Genomic DNA, 17172 nt, shown 5'->3' with positions numbered 1-17172 from the left:
TGTCGGGCAGCCCTTTTGGACTTGTCCTTTGTTAGAAGGGGAACGCTAGTCGGGCCGATACGTCCTGACAATCAGGCAAACCGGCATGCAGCAGGGGACGAGACAATGAATGGACCGATCGACTGGATCGCCTCGATCGGCGCGGTGATCGCCGCCTCGATGATCGCCTTCGATCTGGGGCGCCGCGCCACCGGCTGGGGCTTCGTATTGTTCTGCGGCGTGTCGATGTTGTGGATCTATATCGGTCTCAACGACGGCGCGATCCCGCTGGCGGCGATGAACGGCGTGTTGTTGCTGATCAACGCCTGGGGCGTGTGGCAATATTGGCTGCACCCCAAGAACCGCGCGGAAAAATAATCCGGGCGCGCCCTCAGCGCGCGCGTTTCCCGAAACAGGCCCGGCCCGCATAATGCGCGCTTTGGCCGAGCTCTTCCTCGATGCGGATCAGCTGGTTGTATTTCGCCAGCCGGTCCGAGCGCGCCAGCGAACCGGTCTTGATCTGCCCGCAATTGGTCGCGACTGCGAGATCGGCGATGGTCGCGTCCTCGGTCTCGCCCGAACGGTGGCTCATCACCGAAGTGTAACCTGCGCGCGTGGCGATATCGACCGCGTGGAGCGTTTCGGACAGCGTGCCGATCTGGTTGACCTTGACCAGCAGCGAATTGGCCAGCCCGCGCCCGATCCCGTCCGAAAGCCGCGCGGGATTGGTTACGAACAGGTCGTCGCCGACCAGCTGGATGGTGTCGCCGATCCGCTCGGTCAGCGCCTTCCAGCCCTCGAAATCGTCTTCGGCCATGCCGTCCTCGATCGAGCGGATCGGATAGTCGCGGCACAGCCGGTCGAGATATTCCGCCATCTCGGCACCGTCGAGCGAGAGCTTTTCGCCGGAAATTTCGTAGCGGCCGTTGCGATAGAATTCGGTCGCGGCGCAGTCGAGCGCGAGGACGACGTCCTCGCCGGGCTCGAAACCGGCGGTGCGGATGGAGTCCATGATGAAATCGAGCGCGTCGCGGGTGCTGGCGAGATCGGGGGCGAAGCCGCCCTCGTCGCCGACCGAGGTCGAAAGGCCCTTCTGCGCCAGCCCCTTCTTGAGCGTGTGGAAGATTTCCGCGCCCCAACGCACGCCCTCGGCCAGGCTGTCGGCGCCCACCGGCATCACCATGAATTCCTGGATGTCGATCGGATTGTCGGCATGTTCACCACCATTGATGATGTTCATCATCGGCACCGGGAGGACATGCGCCGAAACCCCGCCGATGTAGGAATAGAGCGGCAGGCCGCGAGCGTCGGCTGCCGCCTTGGCAACCGCGAGGCTGGTGCCGAGAATGGCATTGGCGCCGATCCGGCTTTTGTTGTCGGTCCCGTCGAGCGCGATCATCACCATGTCGATGTCGCGCTGATCCTCGGCATCGAGCCCGAGGATGGCATCGGCGATCTCGGTGTTGACCGCCTCGACCGCCTTTTGGACCCCCTTGCCGTGATAGCGGCTCATGTCTCCGTCGCGCAGTTCGACCGCTTCATGCGCCCCTGTCGAGGCGCCCGAGGGAACCGCGGCGCGCCCGAAACTGCCATCGTCCAACAGCACATCGACCTCAACCGTGGGATTGCCCCGACTGTCGAGGATCTCGCGGGCGTGCAGGTCGATAATCAGGGTCATTGCGGCGGGCTCCGTCGAAGTGTTGCAATTCTCTAATACACCCCCAGATTGGGAGTTCGGGTCGCTGTATGTCGCGGAACCAAGCTCCGCAAGTTGCGTTGCAATATCGAAGGCCGGGTCGCTTCGAGCTGTCCGGACGAAAACTGAAAATCGAGGGTATGACCGATGGCAGAAACGCCCAACAGCAATAACAAGAAGGCGTCGAAGAAATCCGCCGCAAAGCAAACCAACGCCGCAAAGCCACGCAAGACCGTGGCAAAGACCGGCGCAGCGAAGGAGACCGCACCCATGACCAACACCGCAACCTCACCCAAAACGACCACCGGCACGTCCGGCGCGACCGACACCGGCGCGAGCAACGAGCATCGTGCCGAAGCCAAGACGCGCTTCAACGCCGCGGTCCAGGAAGCCAAGGCCGGTGCCGCCGCCCTGCGCGCCGAAGCCGGCGAGCGGGCCAGTGCCTATCGCAGCCAGGCGCGCGGCAAGGGCGATGCGCTCGCCACCGATGCCAAGGGCTATGGCGAAGAAGCCAAGACCAAGGGTCGTGAGCTCGCAAACGACGGCAAGGCCAAGCTGAGCGGCGGCATCGCCTCGTTGAGCCGGATGGTCGCCGACAACGCCCATGTTGTCGACGAGAAGCTCGGCGCACAATATGGCGATTACGCCCGCACTGCATCGCGGTCGCTCGACGACACCGCCGCCAAGCTCGATCAGAAGTCGCTCGACGAACTCACCGAGGACGGCCGCGAATTCGTCCGCAAGAGCCCGGGCCTCGCGATCGGCATCGCAGCCGTCGCCGGCTATATGCTCTCGCGCATCTTCGGCGGCTCGCGTCGCTGAACGCGCGCAGGATCGGGGCATGACCGTATTGGACAGCGACATCGAAACCAGGCGACAGCATATCGGCGCTACCGATCTGCCCGACCAATACGAGGATGATGAGGGGGAGGCTGGCCCTCCCCCTCCTTCCCTGTTCGACGATCTGGTCGCGCTGTTCGATGACGGCAAGACCTATGCGCAAGCCGAGGTCGCCTATCAGAAGAGCCGCGCGGGGTTCGCTGCCAATCGCGTCAAATTCGTCGTCGCCTATGGCGCTGCGGCGTTCGGGGTTTTCCACCTCGCGCTGATTGCATTGACGGTCGGCGTCGTGATCGCGCTGATGCCGCTGGTCGGACCATGGATTGCGACCGCGATTGTGACGATCTCGCTGATCGTTCTGGGCGTGGTGCTGCTGAGCATGCTCAAGAACAAGCTGGCCGATATCCGCTCGGCATTTGCGGAGGATGGCGAATGAGCGACCGTCGCATCCGCATGATCGAGGATCGCCATTTGCGCAATTCGGCCAAGGCTTTGGTCGAAGCCGATATCGCGCATCTCAAGGCCGACCTCGCCGAACGCAGCATCGGAGCGCGCGCCGCCGATCGTATCGCCGATGGCGCGAGCGAGGTCTACGACGAAGCTGTCGAGGTCGCGTCCGACAACAAGGGCGCGCTGGCCGCGATCGTCGCGGCGCTGGTGCTCTGGTTCGCGCGCAACCCGATTATCGACGGGCTGTTCGGCAGCGAGGCGGACGATGACGATAGCGACGATGATCGCGACGGGCATCACGATGACGATTTGGAACAAGACAACCGCTGGCGCCGTTGAGCGCCCAGACACAAATTTCGGAGAAAACCATGAGTAACGAGACGGGTACCAAAATCCTGACCGATGAAGATAAGCGCGCCGAGCTGCGCGAGAAGATCGGAGCCGCCGAGCAGCGCAACGCCGATCGCAGCGTGGCCGATATGGCCAAGGACGCCGCCGATACAGTCACCGATTTCGCCAAGCGGCATCCGCTGGCAACCGTTGCCGGTGCGATCGGCCTCGGCCTCGCGATCGGCGCGATGACGCGCCCCGGTCGTCGCCTGACGCGCCGTACCGGTGTACTGGCAGCGATGGCTGCGGACACCGCCATGAATTACGGTCTCAACGCCTTCGATCGCGCTGGCACCGCCACCTCGGCGGCAGCGCGTTCCGGTTCGGATGGCCTTCACGATCTCGGCGAAACGCTGAGCTCCGCAGCGCGCAGTTTGCGCCGCGACGCGGCCTATCGTGCGGATGTTGCCGGTGATGCATTGCGCGGCACCAAGCGTCGCGCGGGTCGCAAGGCCTCGCGCACCATGCGTGACCTGCGTTCGCGACTGAACCACTAAGCCTGCGCAACCCGGATGCTTCCGGCCGGATGCTTCCGGGTCGAAATTTCGAGCGGCGCGACGGGCTTGTCTGTCGCGCCGCTTGCTATATGGGGCGCGGCATCCCCTCCCCAGACGAAAGCCGATCATCGCCATGGAAGAAACCACCGCCAAACAGACGCTCTATCTCGTGATGGGCGGACGCGTCTCCGACCCGCGCACCATGGAATTCAAGGATCCGGAATCGATCCATGTCGTCGGGGTCTATTCGGATTACGAAGCGGCCGAGGATATGTGGCGCGCCAATGCGCAGCGCACCGTCGACGATGCCGAAATGAAATATGTCGTGGTCCATTTGCACAAGCTGCTGGACCCGAGCATCAAACGATAACGCCGAGGTCTGCGATCAAGCGGAACCCGGCGTCCGGATTGGCAAGCCCCCCGGTGTCCCCCGGCGGGCAAATCCCTCAAATATATTCGATCTTGTCGACCAGGTAGAACTTGTCGCCCGAGGGAACGGTCACCTCGACTTCGTCTTCGAGCCGCTTGCCGATAAGCGCGCGACCGATGGGCGAATTGTAGGAGATGCGACCCTTGTTGGCATCGGCCTCGACCACGCCGACGATCTGGTATTTGACCGGCTTGTCGTTCTCGTCGAGCAGCGTCACGGTCGCACCGAACTGGATATGATCGCCCGAAAGCGTCGTCGGGTCGATGATCTGCGAGCGGGTTACCTTGTCCTCGATGTCCGCGATGTTCATCTCGATCTGGCCCTGGCGCTCCTTCGCAGCATGGTATTCCGCGTTTTCCGACAGATCGCCATGCGCGCGCGCCTCCTCGATCGCATCGACGACGCGCGGGCGCTCTTCGCGCAGAGCCCTGAGATCGGTCATGAGCTTCTCATAACCCTCGGCGAGCATCGGTACCTTATCCATTCGGACCAGTGTCCTTCCTGTTCTGTCGATTCCGGCAATTCGCGGCTGCGCCGCTCATGTGAGCGGTTCGATCAGCGTGGAATGTCCGGAAGGATAATTGTCAGCTAGCTATAATAGTCTTGCAACGAGCGCACTTCAAGCTCGTCGGGCCGAACTTCCGCGATCGCTCTCGCGGCGGCGAGCGATGCGGCGGCGGTCGTGTAGTATGGCAGCTTGCGATCCAGCGCCGAGGCGCGGATCGATTGCGAGTCGAGCAGCGACTGCCAGCCCTCGGTGGTGTTGAAGATCAGATCGACTTCGCCGTCGATGATCGCGTCGACCACATGCGGGCGTCCTTCGGCTACCTTGTTGACCCGCGTGACCGCCAGCCCCTGCTCCGCCAGATAGGCCTGCGTCCCGTCGGTGGCGATGACCTTGAAGCCCATTTCGATCAGCGTCCTGACCGCCGGGAGAATGACCGGTTTGTCGCTGTGCTTTACCGAAACGAAAAGCGTCCCGGCGCGCGGCAGGATCATTCCCGCACCGAGCTGGGATTTCAGGAAGGCGGCGGGGAAATCGGCATCGATCCCCATCACCTCGCCGGTGCTTTTCATCTCGGGCGAAAGCGCCGGGTCGGACCCGGGGAAGCGCGCGAAGGGGAACACGGCTTCCTTGACGCTCATATGCGCGGGCCGGATGTCGAAGGGCTCGAAATTCGAGAGCGGCTCGCCCGCCATCACCCGCGCGGCGATCTTGGCCACAGGGCGACCGATCGCCTTGGCGACGAAGGGTACGGTGCGGCTCGCGCGCGGATTGACCTCGATCAGGAATACTTCCTGACCATCGGGACCGTCCTGCACCGCGAATTGCACATTCATCAGCCCGCGCACATCGAGCGCCAGCGCGAGCTGGCGTGCCTGGCGTTCCATCTCGGCAACGATCTCGTCCGACAGGCTGTAGGGCGGCAGGGTGCAGGCGCTATCGCCCGAGTGCACGCCGGCTTCCTCGATATGCTGCATCACCCCGGCGATGCGCACCTCGACGCCATCGGACACGACATCGACATCGCATTCGATCGCGTCGCGCAGATACTGGTCGACCAGCACCGGGCTGTCGCCCGAGACATTGACCGCGGTGGCGATGTAATCGTCGAGCTGAGCTTCGGAATCGACGATTTCCATCGCCCTGCCCCCGAGCACGTAGCTCGGGCGCAGCAGCACCGGATAGCCGATGGTCCGCGCCACCGCCGCGGCCTCGTCCCGGCTCTTGGCGATGCCGTTGTCGGGCTGCTTGAGACCGAGCTTGTTGACGAGCTTGGCGAACCGCTCGCGATCCTCGGCGAGATCGATGGCATCGGGGCTGGTGCCGAGGATCGGAATGCCCTCGCGCTCGAGCGCGGCGGCGAGCTTGAGCGGGGTCTGCCCGCCCAACTGGACGATCACCCCGACCAGTTCGCCCGCCTGCTGCTCGACACGCAGGATCTCGAGCACGTCCTCCTCGGTCAGCGGCTCGAAATAGAGCCGGTCGGAAGTGTCGTAGTCGGTCGAGACGGTCTCGGGATTGCAATTGACCATGATGGTCTCGTAGCCCGCCTCGGCCAGCGCGAAGCAGGCGTGGACGCAGCAATAGTCGAACTCGATCCCCTGGCCGATGCGGTTGGGCCCGCCGCCGAGAATCACGATCTTGCGGCGATCGGTGGGCCGTGCCTCGTTCTCCGCTTCACCGAAGCTGGGCGCCTCGTAGGTCGAATACATATAGGGCGTTACCGCCTCGAACTCGGCGGCGCAGCTGTCGATCCGCTTGAACACCGGCTCGACGCCCAATTTGCGGCGCAGGTCGCGGACTTCGCGTTCGCTGGTCGCGCCCGCCATGGCGCGCAGTGCGTCGTGGAGCAGGCCCGAACGGCGCGCCTGGGTCTCGGCCATGCCACCCGCGACCCCGACCGAGCGCACCGCGAGCGTCGCCAGCCGCTTGTCGGAAAAGCCCATCGCTTTCAGCCGCCGCATCTCCACCGCGTCGCGCGGCAGGCCGTTGTGGCCGATCATCTGCTCCTCGTAGATGATCGCCTCGATCTGGCGCAGGAACCACGGGTCGAAGCCGGTGATCGCCTGCACTTCCTCGACCGTGAACCCTTCGCGGAAGGCCTGCGCGATCCGCAGGATCCGTTCGGGATTGCGCTGCGACAGCGCGGCGGTGATCTTGTCCTTCGATACCCCCTCGAGCTCGGGCACGCGGTTGAAACCGTCGAGCCCGGTCTCCAGGCCGCGCAGAGCCTTCTGCATGCTCTCGGCGAAGCTGCGCCCGATCGCCATCACCTCGCCCACCGATTTCATCGCGGTCGACAGTTCGGGTTTGGCGCCCTTGAACTTCTCGAACGTGAAGCGCGGGATCTTGGTGACGACATAGTCGATGGTCGGTTCGAAACTCGCCGGGGTGGCGCCGGTGATCTCGTTGGTCAGCTCGTCGAGCGTGTAGCCCACCGCCAGCTTGGCCGCGATCCGCGCGATCGGAAAGCCCGTAGCCTTGGACGCCAGCGCGGATGAGCGCGACACCCGCGGGTTCATCTCGATCACGATCAGCCGGCCATCCTCGGGATTGACCGCGAACTGAACGTTGGAGCCGCCCGTCTCCACCCCGATCTCGCGCAGCACCGCGATGCTGGCGCTGCGCATGATCTGGTATTCCTTGTCGGTCAGCGTCAGCGCGGGCGCGACGGTAATCGAATCGCCGGTGTGGACCCCCATCGGATCGACGTTCTCGATCGCGCAGATGATGATGCAATTGTCCTTGCGGTCGCGCACCACCTCCATCTCGAACTCTTTCCAGCCGAGCAGCGATTCCTCGATCAGGACTTCCTTGGTGGGCGAGGCCTCGAGCCCCTCGCGCACGATCCGCTCGAACTCGGCCTTGTTGTAGGCGATCCCGCCGCCGGTGCCGCCGAGCGTGAAGCTGGGGCGGATGATCGCGGGCAGGCCGGTGGTTTCGAGCACCTCGTGCGCTTGCTCGACCGATCGCGCGATCCCGCTGCGCGCGCTTTCGAGCCCGATCGCATCCATCGCCTCGCGAAAGCGGTTGCGGTTCTCGGCCTTGTCGATGGCATCGGCCTTGGCGCCGATCATCTCGACGCCGTATTTCTCCAGCGTGCCATCGGCATCCAGTGCCAGCGCGCAGTTGAGCGCGGTTTGCCCGCCCATCGTCGGGAGCAGCGCATCGGGGCGCTCCTTGGCGATGATCTTGGCGACGATCTCGGGGGTGATCGGCTCGATATAGGTCGCATCGGCCATGTCCGGATCGGTCATGATCGTGGCGGGGTTGGAATTGACCAGGATGACCCGATAACCCTCCTCGCGCAGCGCCTTGATCGCCTGCGTGCCCGAATAGTCGAACTCGCAGGCCTGGCCGATGATGATCGGCCCGGCGCCGATAACGAGGATCGAGGAGATGTCGGTGCGCTTGGGCATTCAGGTATTGCCTCTCGAGAAGGTGTACTGGCGAATGGTTACGCCATCGCGCAGTCTTTCACAGCCCGTGCGCAGGGCCGCATCGAACGGACTGGCCGCATCATCGTTGATGCGCAGAAGGATCAGATCATCCGCGGCGAACAACTCGGTATCGCCTTTTGGCGTGCGTTGGAGAAAATCGTTGACCGCACCCTCAAGCGCCTCGCCTTGGTGAATGGTGATCGAGAGTTCGCCATTCCCGTTTGGCGATCGCTTCCCGAACTGTTTCGCGCCGCTCAATCCAAGATCGGTGACATCGTAGACAAGAGTCGCTCGAACGCTCCCCTCGCCCCAAATCTCGCCTCCTTTGGCCAGCTTGTCGATGCATTCGGCGACAGAAGTAGGTCCCTGATCATTAAAGGACACCTGTTCACTCCGCGAAGTTGTCGCTTCACCGCAGCCGGATACCGACAGCGAGGTAGTGCTGGCTAGAGCCATCAAAGCAAGGAATTGCTTCACCCCAACATCCCCACGAACTTCTCGAACAGGTAGAAGCTGTCCTGCGGACCCGGGCTCGCCTCGGGGTGGTATTGCACCCCGAAGGCGCGCTTGCCGGTGATCGCGATGCCGCAATTGGTGCCGTCGAACAGCGAGACGTGGGTCTGTTCCACGCCCGCGGGCAGGCTGTCGCCATCGACCGCGAAGCCGTGGTTCATGCTGGTGATCTCGACCAGACCGGTGCTGTCGCCCCAGCCTTCGCCGACCCGCTGGACCGGATGGTTGGCGCCGCGGTGGCCCTGGAACATCTTGGCGGTTTTCGCCCCCGCGGCGAGGCCGAGCAGCTGGTGGCCGAGGCAAATGCCGAACAGCGGCACGTCGCGCTCGAGCAGCGCCTGGATCACCGGCACCGCATAAACGCCCGTCGCCGCCGGATCGCCCGGCCCGTTGGAGAGGAACACGCCATCGGGTTCGAGCGCGAGGATATCGCCGAGCGTGCTGCGCGCGGGGACCACCGTCACCCTCGCGCCAGCTTTGACCAGATAGCGGAAGGTGTTGTCCTTGGCGCCGTAATCCAGCGCGACGACGTGGGGTCTTTCGCCCTCACTCGCGCCGAAGCCGTGCCCCAGCTGCCAGTGCCCGCCGCTCCAGTCCTCGGTGCCTTCGCGGGTCACGCGCGGGACCAGATCGAGCCCTTCGAGCCCCGACCACTCCGCCGCCTGCGCCTGCAGCGCAGGGATGTCGAAATTGCCCTTCGGATCATGCGCGATCACCGCATTGGGTGCGCCGTCGATGCGGATGCGCCGGGTCAGCGCGCGGGTGTCGACGCCCGACAGGCCGATCTTGCCATGCGAGCGGCACCAGTCGGCGAATTCCTGCTGCGCGCGGAAATTGGAATGTGGGGTGACCTCCTGCCGGACGATGCAGCCGACCGCGCCCAAGCCGCGGCTCTCGTGGTCTTCCTCGTTGGCGCCGACATTGCCGATATGCGGGAAGGTGAAGGTGACGATCTGACTGTCGTAGGAGGGATCGGTCATCACCTCCTGATAGCCCGTCATCGCGGTGTTGAAGCAGATTTCGCCCACCGCGCTGCCGGTCGCGCCGAAGCCCTTGCCCCAGATGCAGGTCCCGTCGGCGAAGACAACGACTCCGGTGGCCCCTTGCGGTTGCGCGTGCGAAGGTGCGGGACGGGCCATGGGCGCTCCGGTGTCAGGGGTGGTCGGCAATGTGTGCTAAGGCCCAGCGGCTAGAGCGCAGCGGGCATTTCGTCAACAGGAACGCTTGGCTTTGCGGCGCGCTGTTCTATGTCGACGCCAATCCATCCACACTTATGAACGGCCAGTTTCCATGATCCGCGACACCATCAAGACCGCCACCACCACTTCGATGAAGGCCGGAACCAAGGATCGCACTGCGACGCTGCGGATGATCGCGGCCAAGATCAAGGATCGCGACATCGAGCTTCGCACCGCCGCCAAGCAGCCAGAGGACGACACGCTGGTGATCGAGGTGCTGCAGAAGATGGCCAAGCAGCGGCGCGAATCGATCCAGATGTACGAGGATGGCGGGCGCGAGGAGCTGGCGGCCAAGGAACGCGGCGAACTCGCGGTGATCGGCGAATTCCTGCCGCAGATGATGAGCGAGGACGAGATGCGCGTCGCGATCGAGCAAGCCAAGACCGCGGTCGGGGCCGAAGGGATGAAGGACATGGGCAAGGTCATGGCCGAGCTGAAGGCGCGCCACGGCGCAGTGCTCGACGGCGCCAAGGCAAGCGCGATGGTCAAGGAGAGCCTCTCTTGAGCGCGACCCGAACGATCCTGCGCACCGGTGCAGTGATGCTGGCCCCGTTGGCGCTGATCGCCTGCGGCGATGGTTCGGAGACCGATCCGGTGGCCGAGCCTACCCCGACCGCCACAGTCGCCGCGCCGCGCACGCTGGTGGCGGCCGACTACGACGCGGCTATGATCGGCGGGAAGATCGAGGGACCGCAGGGCTCGGAAGTCGAATCGCCGCTGATGGCGGAGGGGCGCGAGATCGGCAGCATGGTGAGCTTCGTCGCCTGTCCGCGCGAGACCGCCACCTGCGACCCCGCCACGATGCCCGAAGGGACGATCTACACCTATGTGCATCGGGTAACCCTCGCGGAGGATGTGGCGGCCCCCGAGGAGACCGACCCACCGACGGAAGCGCCCGCGACGCTGTTCCGCTCGACCCGCCGCGCTACCGGCTTCAACGGCTCGGTCGGCTATTCGCGCGAACAGGCCGAAGCCGCGCTGGGCGACGCAGAAGCGATCGGCGTAACGTCCGATCAGGGCCAGCTGATCTGGCGCGTCACCTCGGGCGAAGGCTGGACCCCGGGCGCGACGATCACCTTCTGGTGGCAGTCCACCCTTCCCCCCGAAGGCCCGGCGGAAGCCTGGCAGCTCGAGGCCCGCGGCCTGACCGCCAGCGGCACCGGCCCCTTCCCGCCTGAGCAATTGCCTGTGGAGGGCGAGCCAGCCAACTAGCGGCAAGTCTGGAACGGCTGTAAGCTCGGCCGGATGGCTCTTTCCCCCCAATGGCTGGACGAATTGCGCGCGCGGATCACGCTCAGCACGGTGATCGGGCGGAACGTGCGGCTGCAGAAGGCGGGGCGCGAGTTCAAGGCGTGTTGCCCGTTCCACGACGAGAAGAGCCCCAGCTTCACCATCAACGATGCGAAGGGCTTCTACCATTGCTTCGGTTGCGGGGCGCATGGCGATGCGATCCGCTGGATGACCGACCAGCGCGGGCTCGCCTTCATGGATGCGGTCAAGGAACTGGCGGTGGAGGCAGGGATGGAGGTCCCGGCCCCCGACCCGCAATCCGCGCGCCGCGCTGAGGAGCGCGCCGGGCTGCAAGATGTGACCGCGGCGGCGCAGGAATGGTTCGTCGCCAATCTGGGGTCGAGCGAAGGCACAGCGGCGCGCGGCTATCTCGACAGACGCGGATTCTCGATAGCGACGATGCGCGAGTTCGGGTTCGGTTATGCGCCCGAAGGACGCCAGGCGCTGGGCCGCGCGCTGGCGCGGTTCGAGGAGCCGCTGCTGGTCGAGGCGGGGATGCGAATTTCGGTCGAGGAGCGCGATCCTTACGACCGCTTCCGCGACCGGCTGATGCTCCCGATCCAGGATGCGCGCGGGCGTGTGATCGCCTTCGGCGGGCGGATTCTCGATGCCGAGAGCAATCCCAAGGCGCCCAAATATCTCAACAGCCCCGACACCCCTTTGTTCGACAAGGGGCGCACGCTCTACAACCTCCACCGCGCCGCCCCCGCCGCGCGCCAGTCTGGCCGGATGATCGTGGTCGAGGGCTATATGGACGTGATCGCGCTGGCCGAGGCGGGGATCGGCGAGGCGGTGGCGCCGATGGGCACCGCGCTGACCGAGCAGCAGCTCGAGCTGCTGTGGCGCCATGTCGAACGCCCGATCCTGTGCTTCGATGGCGATGCCGCGGGCCGGCGCGCGGCAATGCGCGCGATCGAACGCGCGCTGCCACTGCTGCGTCCCTCGCACTCGCTTGCGATCGTGCAACTGCCCACGGGGCTCGATCCCGATGATTTGTTGCGCCAGGAGGGTCGCCAGGCGCTGGAAAGCCTGCTGGCCAGCGCAAGCAGCCTGCTCGACATGCTGTGGCAGGTCGAGCGCGAAGCCACGCCGCTTGCCTCGCCCGAAGACAAGGCCGGGCTCAAGCAGCGCTTGCTCGATCACACCGAGACGATCGCGGATCCCGATATCCGCGCTCTGTACCGCCGCGAACTGACCGAGCGATTCTCCGCCTTCGCCTTCCCCAAGCGCGAATGGACGCCGCGCGCATCGTGGAAAAAGGGCGGACCGCCCCGCCCCGCCCCCAGGCTTACCCCCGAAGCGGCGGCGAAGCTGCGCCATGTCATTTCCGGCGGCGGGCGCGATTCGCTGGCGGTGGCTGTGATCGCCGGACTGGCGCGCTTTCCCGATCAGATCGTGCGCCACGAAGAGGGGCTGAGCGACCTCGCGATGCGTGACCAAAATGTCGGTCCGGCGATCGATTTGCTGCTCGAAGCGGCCGAAGCGCTTGATTTGCCCAGCGGATCGCCCATATCGCCTATCCAAGGCCTGCCTGCCCCACCGGAAACTTCTCGTTTCGCCTTCCTCGATGAAGGCACAGACCCGGTTGATGCGCGCGAGGAGCTGGCCGAAGCCGTGTCGTTGCTGGTCGAAAGACCCGCGCTCGAAGCCGCGTTGGCCGATGCCACGGCGCGTTTCGAAAGCGATCCCGAAGGCGCTTTCGCCGAGCAGCAGCGCCTGCTCAGGCGCAAGCTGGAATTCGAGGCGCGACTCGGGCAAATGGCAAGCAAGCGGGCCAGCAGGGCCCGGCAGGAATCAGACAGCCGGTCCGCGGAATCAGCGGAAGCGGCCCATAAAACGGACTGACGCGACACTTATGGCCAGCAAGTCGAAGACCGCCGAAAAAGAAGACGCTCCCCTGATCGACCTCAACGAAGCGTCGATCAAGAAGCTCATCGCGAAGGCCAAGAAGAAGGGTTACGTCACCTATGACGAGCTCAACGATGGCCTTCCTTCGGCCGAAATGAGCCCCGACCAGATCGAGGACATCCAGACCGCGTTGAGCGAAATGGGCGTCCAGATCGTCGAGAACGACGAGGAAGCCGAAGCCGAGGCGGAAGCCGAGCGCGACGACGAGGTCGAGGAAATCGCCACCACGGGCGACAAGAAAGAACCCAAGACGCCGACCACCAACGTCACCAAGAAGCTCGCCGTGGGCGAGCGGACCGACGATCCGGTGCGGATGTATCTGCGCGAGATGGGCGCGGTCGAACTGCTCAGCCGCGAGGGCGAAATCGCCATCGCCAAGCGGATCGAGGCCGGGCGCGACATGATGATCATGGGCCTGTGCGAGAGCCCGATCACCTTCCACGCGATCATCCACTGGTCCGAAGCGCTCAACGACGAGGAAATGCAGCTGCGCGAGATCCTCGATCTCGACGCCATGCTCTCCAAGGAACCCCCGGCCGACAAGATGGCCGAGGATGCCGACGACGATGACGACGGCGAAATCTCCGAGGAAACTGCTGGCCCCACCATCCGCGAAGACGACGAGGACGAGGACAACGACAGCGAGTCCGAAGACGAGGACGGCGAAGAAGGGTCGGCCAAGAAGGACGACGAAGAGGAAGAGGACAACACCATGTCCCTTGCTCAGATGGAGGCCGCACTCAAGCCAGACGCCATCGAACGCTTCGCCCGGATCAAGGACCTGTTCAAGAAATTCGAGAAGCTCCAGGGCGAGCGCGTCGACCTGCTCGGCCGCGGCGAGGATTTCCCCGCCGCCAAGGAGAAGAAATACGAGGCGCTGCGCGAACAGCTCACCGCCGAGGTCGAGAGCGTCCAGTTTCACGCGAACAAGATCGAATTCCTGGTCGACAATCTCTACGCCTTCAACCGGCGCCTGACCGCGCTGGGCGGCCAGATGCTGCGCCTCGCCGAGCGTCACAAGGTCAAGCGGGTCGACTTTCTCGAAGCTTATATCGGCAATGAGATGGACGACCTCTGGCTGACCTCACGGGTCAAGAAGGACAAGAAGTGGGCCGCCTTCGCCGACAAGGAAGCCGATGCGATCGACCGCATTCGCACCGAAATCAGCGATATCGCCAGCCAGACCGGCATGGCGCTCCCCGAGTTCCGCCGCATCGTCAACATGGTGCAGAAGGGCGAACGCGAGGCGCGTATCGCCAAGAAGGAAATGGTCGAGGCGAACCTGCGCCTCGTGATCTCGATCGCCAAGAAATACACCAACCGCGGGCTGCAGTTCCTGGATCTTATCCAGGAAGGCAACATCGGGCTCATGAAGGCGGTCGACAAGTTCGAATACCGCCGCGGTTACAAGTTCAGCACCTATGCGACCTGGTGGATTCGTCAGGCGATCACGCGCTCTATCGCCGACCAGGCGCGCACCATCCGCATTCCGGTCCACATGATCGAGACGATCAACAAGCTGGTGCGCACCAGCCGCCAGTTCCTCCACGAGGAAGGCCGCGAGCCGACCCCGGAAGAGATGGCACAGCGTCTGTCGATGCCGCTCGAGAAGGTCCGCAAGGTGATGAAAATCGCCAAGGAGCCAATCAGCCTCGAAACCCCGATCGGCGACGAGGAGGATTCGCATCTCGGCGATTTCATCGAGGACAAGAATGCGATCATCCCGGTCGATGCCGCGATCCAGGCGAACCTCAAGGAAACCGTCACCCGCGTGCTGGCTTCGCTGACCCCGCGTGAGGAACGCGTACTGCGCATGCGCTTCGGGATCGGCATGAACACCGATCACACGCTGGAGGAAGTCGGCCAGCAGTTCTCGGTCACCCGCGAGCGTATCCGCCAGATCGAGGCCAAGGCACTGCGCAAATTGAAGCACCCCAGCCGAAGCCGCAAGATGCGCAGCTTCCTCGACCAGTAGGGCCTTGCGGTACGACCAGGGCGGATTTTCTGTGCAAATTCGAAACATTGCTTTGGAGCGACAGTTCGTACGGGCCGGGCGGCATCCGTGTCGTCCGGGGGGAACTTCCGGTTCCGCGCTGGTTTTGGATCGCATGGGCTGTCTCGAGGCGAGGTCGCGGCCCGACATCCCGCTTGGAGACGACTTCTGAAACGCTCCCACCAGGCATCCGACCGGTCGAGCGTGAATTTCGAGGCCCTGCTCGAGCGGTCGCCCAACCCTTACGTCTTGCTCGACCGCGAATTGGTGATTGTCTGGATGAACGAGTCATACCTGACGACGGTGATGCGCCAACGCGCGGACATCGTCGGCAGGAAGATGTTCGAGGCATTTCCGAGTGCACCCGAGTCGGATAGTTACCGTCAGCTCCGCGCGTCCTTCGACCGGGTCCTGGAATCCGGCGAGCCCGATGAAATTGCGCATATTCGCTACGATATCGAACTTGCCAACGGAGCGTTGGAAGAACGCTACTGGAGCGCGACGCATACGCCTTTCAGGGACGAAGCTGGCGAGGTCACGCATATTCTCCAGCACACGGTGGATATCAGCGAATTGCACAAGCTGCGTGGAATGCAGGAACAGATGCGGGTCTTCGAACGCGCCGAGCAGGCCGAAACCCGCAACCGGAATCTCGCGGAAGAGACCCGCGAGTTGCGCAACCTGCTCGAGAACACACCAGGCTTTACCGCTGTTCTGTTGGGAAAGGAGCTGCGCTTCGCCATGGCCAATGCCGCCTATCGGCGGCTGACCGGCAACCGCCCGCTCTATGGCCTGACCATCGAGGAGGCCCTGCCCGAAGTGGTCGGACAGGGTATCGTCGACATTTTCGAGGAAGTCTTCCGGACCGGCCAGCCCTATTTCGGCCGCCAGGAACAAATGTTCATCCAGATGCAGCCCGAGGCCGAACCCGAGCAGGTGTATCTCGAATTCGTCTATCAACCGATCTTCGATGCCGAGCGTGCCGTGACCGGGGTTTTCGTGCAGGGCCACGACGTGACTGAGGAAGTCGAGGCCTCGCAGCGCCAGACACTGCTTATCCACGAGCTCAACCACCGGGTGAAGAACACCCTCGCCATCGTCCAGGGGCTTGCGCAACAGTCGTTCGGGCTCGACGAAGGCAACCGTGCCGGACGCGACGCCTTCGCTGCCCGGCTCGGGGCCTTGTCGGCGGCGCACAATCTGCTGACCTCGTGCAATTGGGAGTCGGCGGAAGTGCGCAGTCTTCTTGGCGGATCGCTCGACGCGGCGTTGGGGACTGCCGCCGAGCGCTGCGAACTCGATGGCCCCAATCTCGTGTTGCGTCCCCAGCAGGCGGTCGCCTTGGCGATGATCGTTCACGAATTGGCCACCAATGCTCTGAAATACGGTGCTTTGTCGGTCCCTGATGGCCGGGTGGCGATCGTCTGGAGCGCCGAAACCAAGGACGGAACCGTGGCAATTGCGCTAGACTGGACGGAATCGGGTGGCCCCCCGGTTGAACAGCCCGAACGAAACGGATTCGGCAGTCGACTGATCCAGAGCGGATTGGGCGGACGCCACGGAGCAGTTCAAATCGACTATCATCGCAGCGGATTGCATTGTCGGATCGAGGGAGAAATATGATCGAGGCCGACAACGCAATCCTGTTGCTCGAAGACGAAGCAATCATCGCCTTCGCTCTCGAGGACATGCTGAACGCGGATGGCGAGACGGTGGTTTTGGCCGGATCGCTGGAACACGCCGCGGCACTGATCGAGGAAGGCGGCATCGCGTCGGCCGTGCTGGATGTGAACGTCCATGGGGAGAAAAGCTATTGCATAGGCGAGAAGCTGCGCGCGCTCGCGATCCCCTTCGTGTTCGCGACCGGGTATGGCGACACGTCGCATCCTCCCGAGTTTGCCGAAACGCCAACCGTTTCCAAGCCTTACACCCACGAACAAATCAAATCGGCAATGGCCGCAGCGCGTCTGGCCCTGACCGGCTCCTTTTCAGGCTGAGATCGT

Annotated in this window: 18 protein-coding genes; 12 read left to right on the top strand and 6 right to left on the bottom strand. The window is 64.0% G+C overall.

The genetic code is table 11. The features are described 5' to 3' along the window. The first annotated feature begins 105 nt into the window (after nucleotides 1–105). Nucleotides 106–357, top strand: coding sequence for a hypothetical protein (locus tag ACWIKC_RS06495; RefSeq protein ID WP_454599297.1), 252 nt, complete (start codon nucleotides 106–108; stop codon nucleotides 355–357). Nucleotides 358–370: 13 nt separating this feature from the next. Here ACWIKC_RS06495 and eno read toward each other — a convergent pair whose 3' ends face one another. Both eno and ACWIKC_RS06485 read right to left on the bottom strand, forming a co-directional pair. Next, nucleotides 371–1657 carry a phosphopyruvate hydratase gene (gene eno / locus ACWIKC_RS06490; protein WP_454599296.1) on the bottom strand — a complete coding sequence of 429 codons (1287 nt, stop codon included), beginning with the start codon at nucleotides 1655–1657 and terminating at the stop codon, nucleotides 371–373. Between the two features lie 32 nt (nucleotides 1658–1689). Further along, nucleotides 1690–1947, bottom strand: a complete 258-nt coding sequence (locus ACWIKC_RS06485; protein ID WP_454599295.1) for a hypothetical protein — start codon at nucleotides 1945–1947, stop codon at nucleotides 1690–1692. On the opposite strand from ACWIKC_RS06485, the gene ACWIKC_RS06480 reads away from it, so the two are divergent. From ACWIKC_RS06480 to ACWIKC_RS06460, 5 genes are all read left to right on the top strand, one after another. Further along, a complete protein-coding gene (locus ACWIKC_RS06480; RefSeq protein ID WP_454599294.1) occupies nucleotides 1946–2497 on the top strand; it encodes a hypothetical protein in 552 nt (183 codons plus the stop codon). The two genes, ACWIKC_RS06485 and ACWIKC_RS06480, sit on opposite strands and share 2 nt — an antisense overlap. Before the next feature lie 19 nt (nucleotides 2498–2516). Beyond that, on the top strand, nucleotides 2517–2951 hold the full coding sequence (locus ACWIKC_RS06475) for a phage holin family protein (RefSeq protein WP_454599293.1): 435 nt from the start codon (nucleotides 2517–2519) through the stop codon (nucleotides 2949–2951). Continuing rightward, the gene (locus tag ACWIKC_RS06470) at nucleotides 2948–3304 is read left to right on the top strand and encodes a hypothetical protein (protein ID WP_454599292.1); all 357 of its coding nucleotides are present in this window, start codon (nucleotides 2948–2950) and stop codon (nucleotides 3302–3304) included. The genes ACWIKC_RS06475 and ACWIKC_RS06470 overlap by 4 nt, the downstream gene beginning before the upstream one ends. Nucleotides 3305–3333: 29 nt before the next feature. Continuing rightward, nucleotides 3334–3852, top strand: coding sequence for a hypothetical protein (locus ACWIKC_RS06465; protein ID WP_454599291.1), 519 nt, complete (start codon nucleotides 3334–3336; stop codon nucleotides 3850–3852). 133 nt (nucleotides 3853–3985) lie between these two features. Continuing rightward, nucleotides 3986–4222 (top strand): DUF4170 domain-containing protein, encoded by a 237-nt coding sequence (locus ACWIKC_RS06460; protein ID WP_454599290.1) that lies wholly within the window; start codon nucleotides 3986–3988, stop codon nucleotides 4220–4222. Nucleotides 4223–4298: 76 nt separating this feature from the next. Here the strand turns inward: ACWIKC_RS06460 and greA are convergent, their stop codons facing one another. The 4 genes from greA to carA all read right to left on the bottom strand — a co-directional run bounded on the left by greA (nucleotide 4299) and on the right by carA (nucleotide 9879). Then, complete coding sequence (gene greA, locus ACWIKC_RS06455; RefSeq protein WP_454599289.1) at nucleotides 4299–4766, bottom strand: transcription elongation factor GreA; 468 nt, start codon at nucleotides 4764–4766, stop codon at nucleotides 4299–4301. A 104-nt stretch (nucleotides 4767–4870) separates the two neighbouring features. Then, complete coding sequence (gene carB, locus ACWIKC_RS06450) at nucleotides 4871–8206, bottom strand: carbamoyl-phosphate synthase large subunit (protein WP_454599288.1); 3336 nt, start codon at nucleotides 8204–8206, stop codon at nucleotides 4871–4873. Beyond that, entirely contained in the window at nucleotides 8207–8704 is a 498-nt protein-coding gene (locus ACWIKC_RS06445) for a hypothetical protein (protein ID WP_454599287.1), read from the bottom strand. Next, the gene (gene carA / locus ACWIKC_RS06440) at nucleotides 8701–9879 is read right to left on the bottom strand and encodes a glutamine-hydrolyzing carbamoyl-phosphate synthase small subunit (protein WP_454599286.1); all 1179 of its coding nucleotides are present in this window, start codon (nucleotides 9877–9879) and stop codon (nucleotides 8701–8703) included. Before carA ends, ACWIKC_RS06445 begins: the two co-directional genes overlap by 4 nt. Before the next feature lie 151 nt (nucleotides 9880–10030). Between carA and ACWIKC_RS06435 the strand changes: the two genes are divergently transcribed. The 6 genes from ACWIKC_RS06435 to ACWIKC_RS06410 all read left to right on the top strand — a co-directional run bounded on the left by ACWIKC_RS06435 (nucleotide 10031) and on the right by ACWIKC_RS06410 (nucleotide 17166). Beyond that, a complete protein-coding gene (locus ACWIKC_RS06435; RefSeq protein WP_454599285.1) occupies nucleotides 10031–10483 on the top strand; it encodes a GatB/YqeY domain-containing protein in 453 nt (150 codons plus the stop codon). Further along, on the top strand, nucleotides 10480–11190 hold the full coding sequence (locus ACWIKC_RS06430; RefSeq protein ID WP_454599284.1) for a hypothetical protein: 711 nt from the start codon (nucleotides 10480–10482) through the stop codon (nucleotides 11188–11190). The genes ACWIKC_RS06435 and ACWIKC_RS06430 overlap by 4 nt, the downstream gene beginning before the upstream one ends. A gap of 33 nt (nucleotides 11191–11223) precedes the next feature. Then, on the top strand, nucleotides 11224–13113 hold the full coding sequence (dnaG, locus tag ACWIKC_RS06425; protein ID WP_454599283.1) for a DNA primase: 1890 nt from the start codon (nucleotides 11224–11226) through the stop codon (nucleotides 13111–13113). 10 nt (nucleotides 13114–13123) lie between these two features. Then, the gene (gene rpoD, locus ACWIKC_RS06420) at nucleotides 13124–15151 is read left to right on the top strand and encodes an RNA polymerase sigma factor RpoD (protein ID WP_454599282.1); all 2028 of its coding nucleotides are present in this window, start codon (nucleotides 13124–13126) and stop codon (nucleotides 15149–15151) included. A gap of 222 nt (nucleotides 15152–15373) precedes the next feature. Then, the gene (locus tag ACWIKC_RS06415) at nucleotides 15374–16792 is read left to right on the top strand and encodes a sensor histidine kinase (protein WP_454599281.1); all 1419 of its coding nucleotides are present in this window, start codon (nucleotides 15374–15376) and stop codon (nucleotides 16790–16792) included. Continuing rightward, on the top strand, nucleotides 16789–17166 hold the full coding sequence (locus tag ACWIKC_RS06410; RefSeq protein WP_454599280.1) for a response regulator: 378 nt from the start codon (nucleotides 16789–16791) through the stop codon (nucleotides 17164–17166). Before ACWIKC_RS06415 ends, ACWIKC_RS06410 begins: the two co-directional genes overlap by 4 nt. Nucleotides 17167–17172 lie beyond the last annotated feature (6 nt).

Source organism: Qipengyuania sp. SM2507 (genome assembly GCF_053714505.1).
The sequence above is the reverse complement of the archived record's forward strand: the minus strand, read 5'-3'. Positions and strand labels throughout refer to the sequence as shown.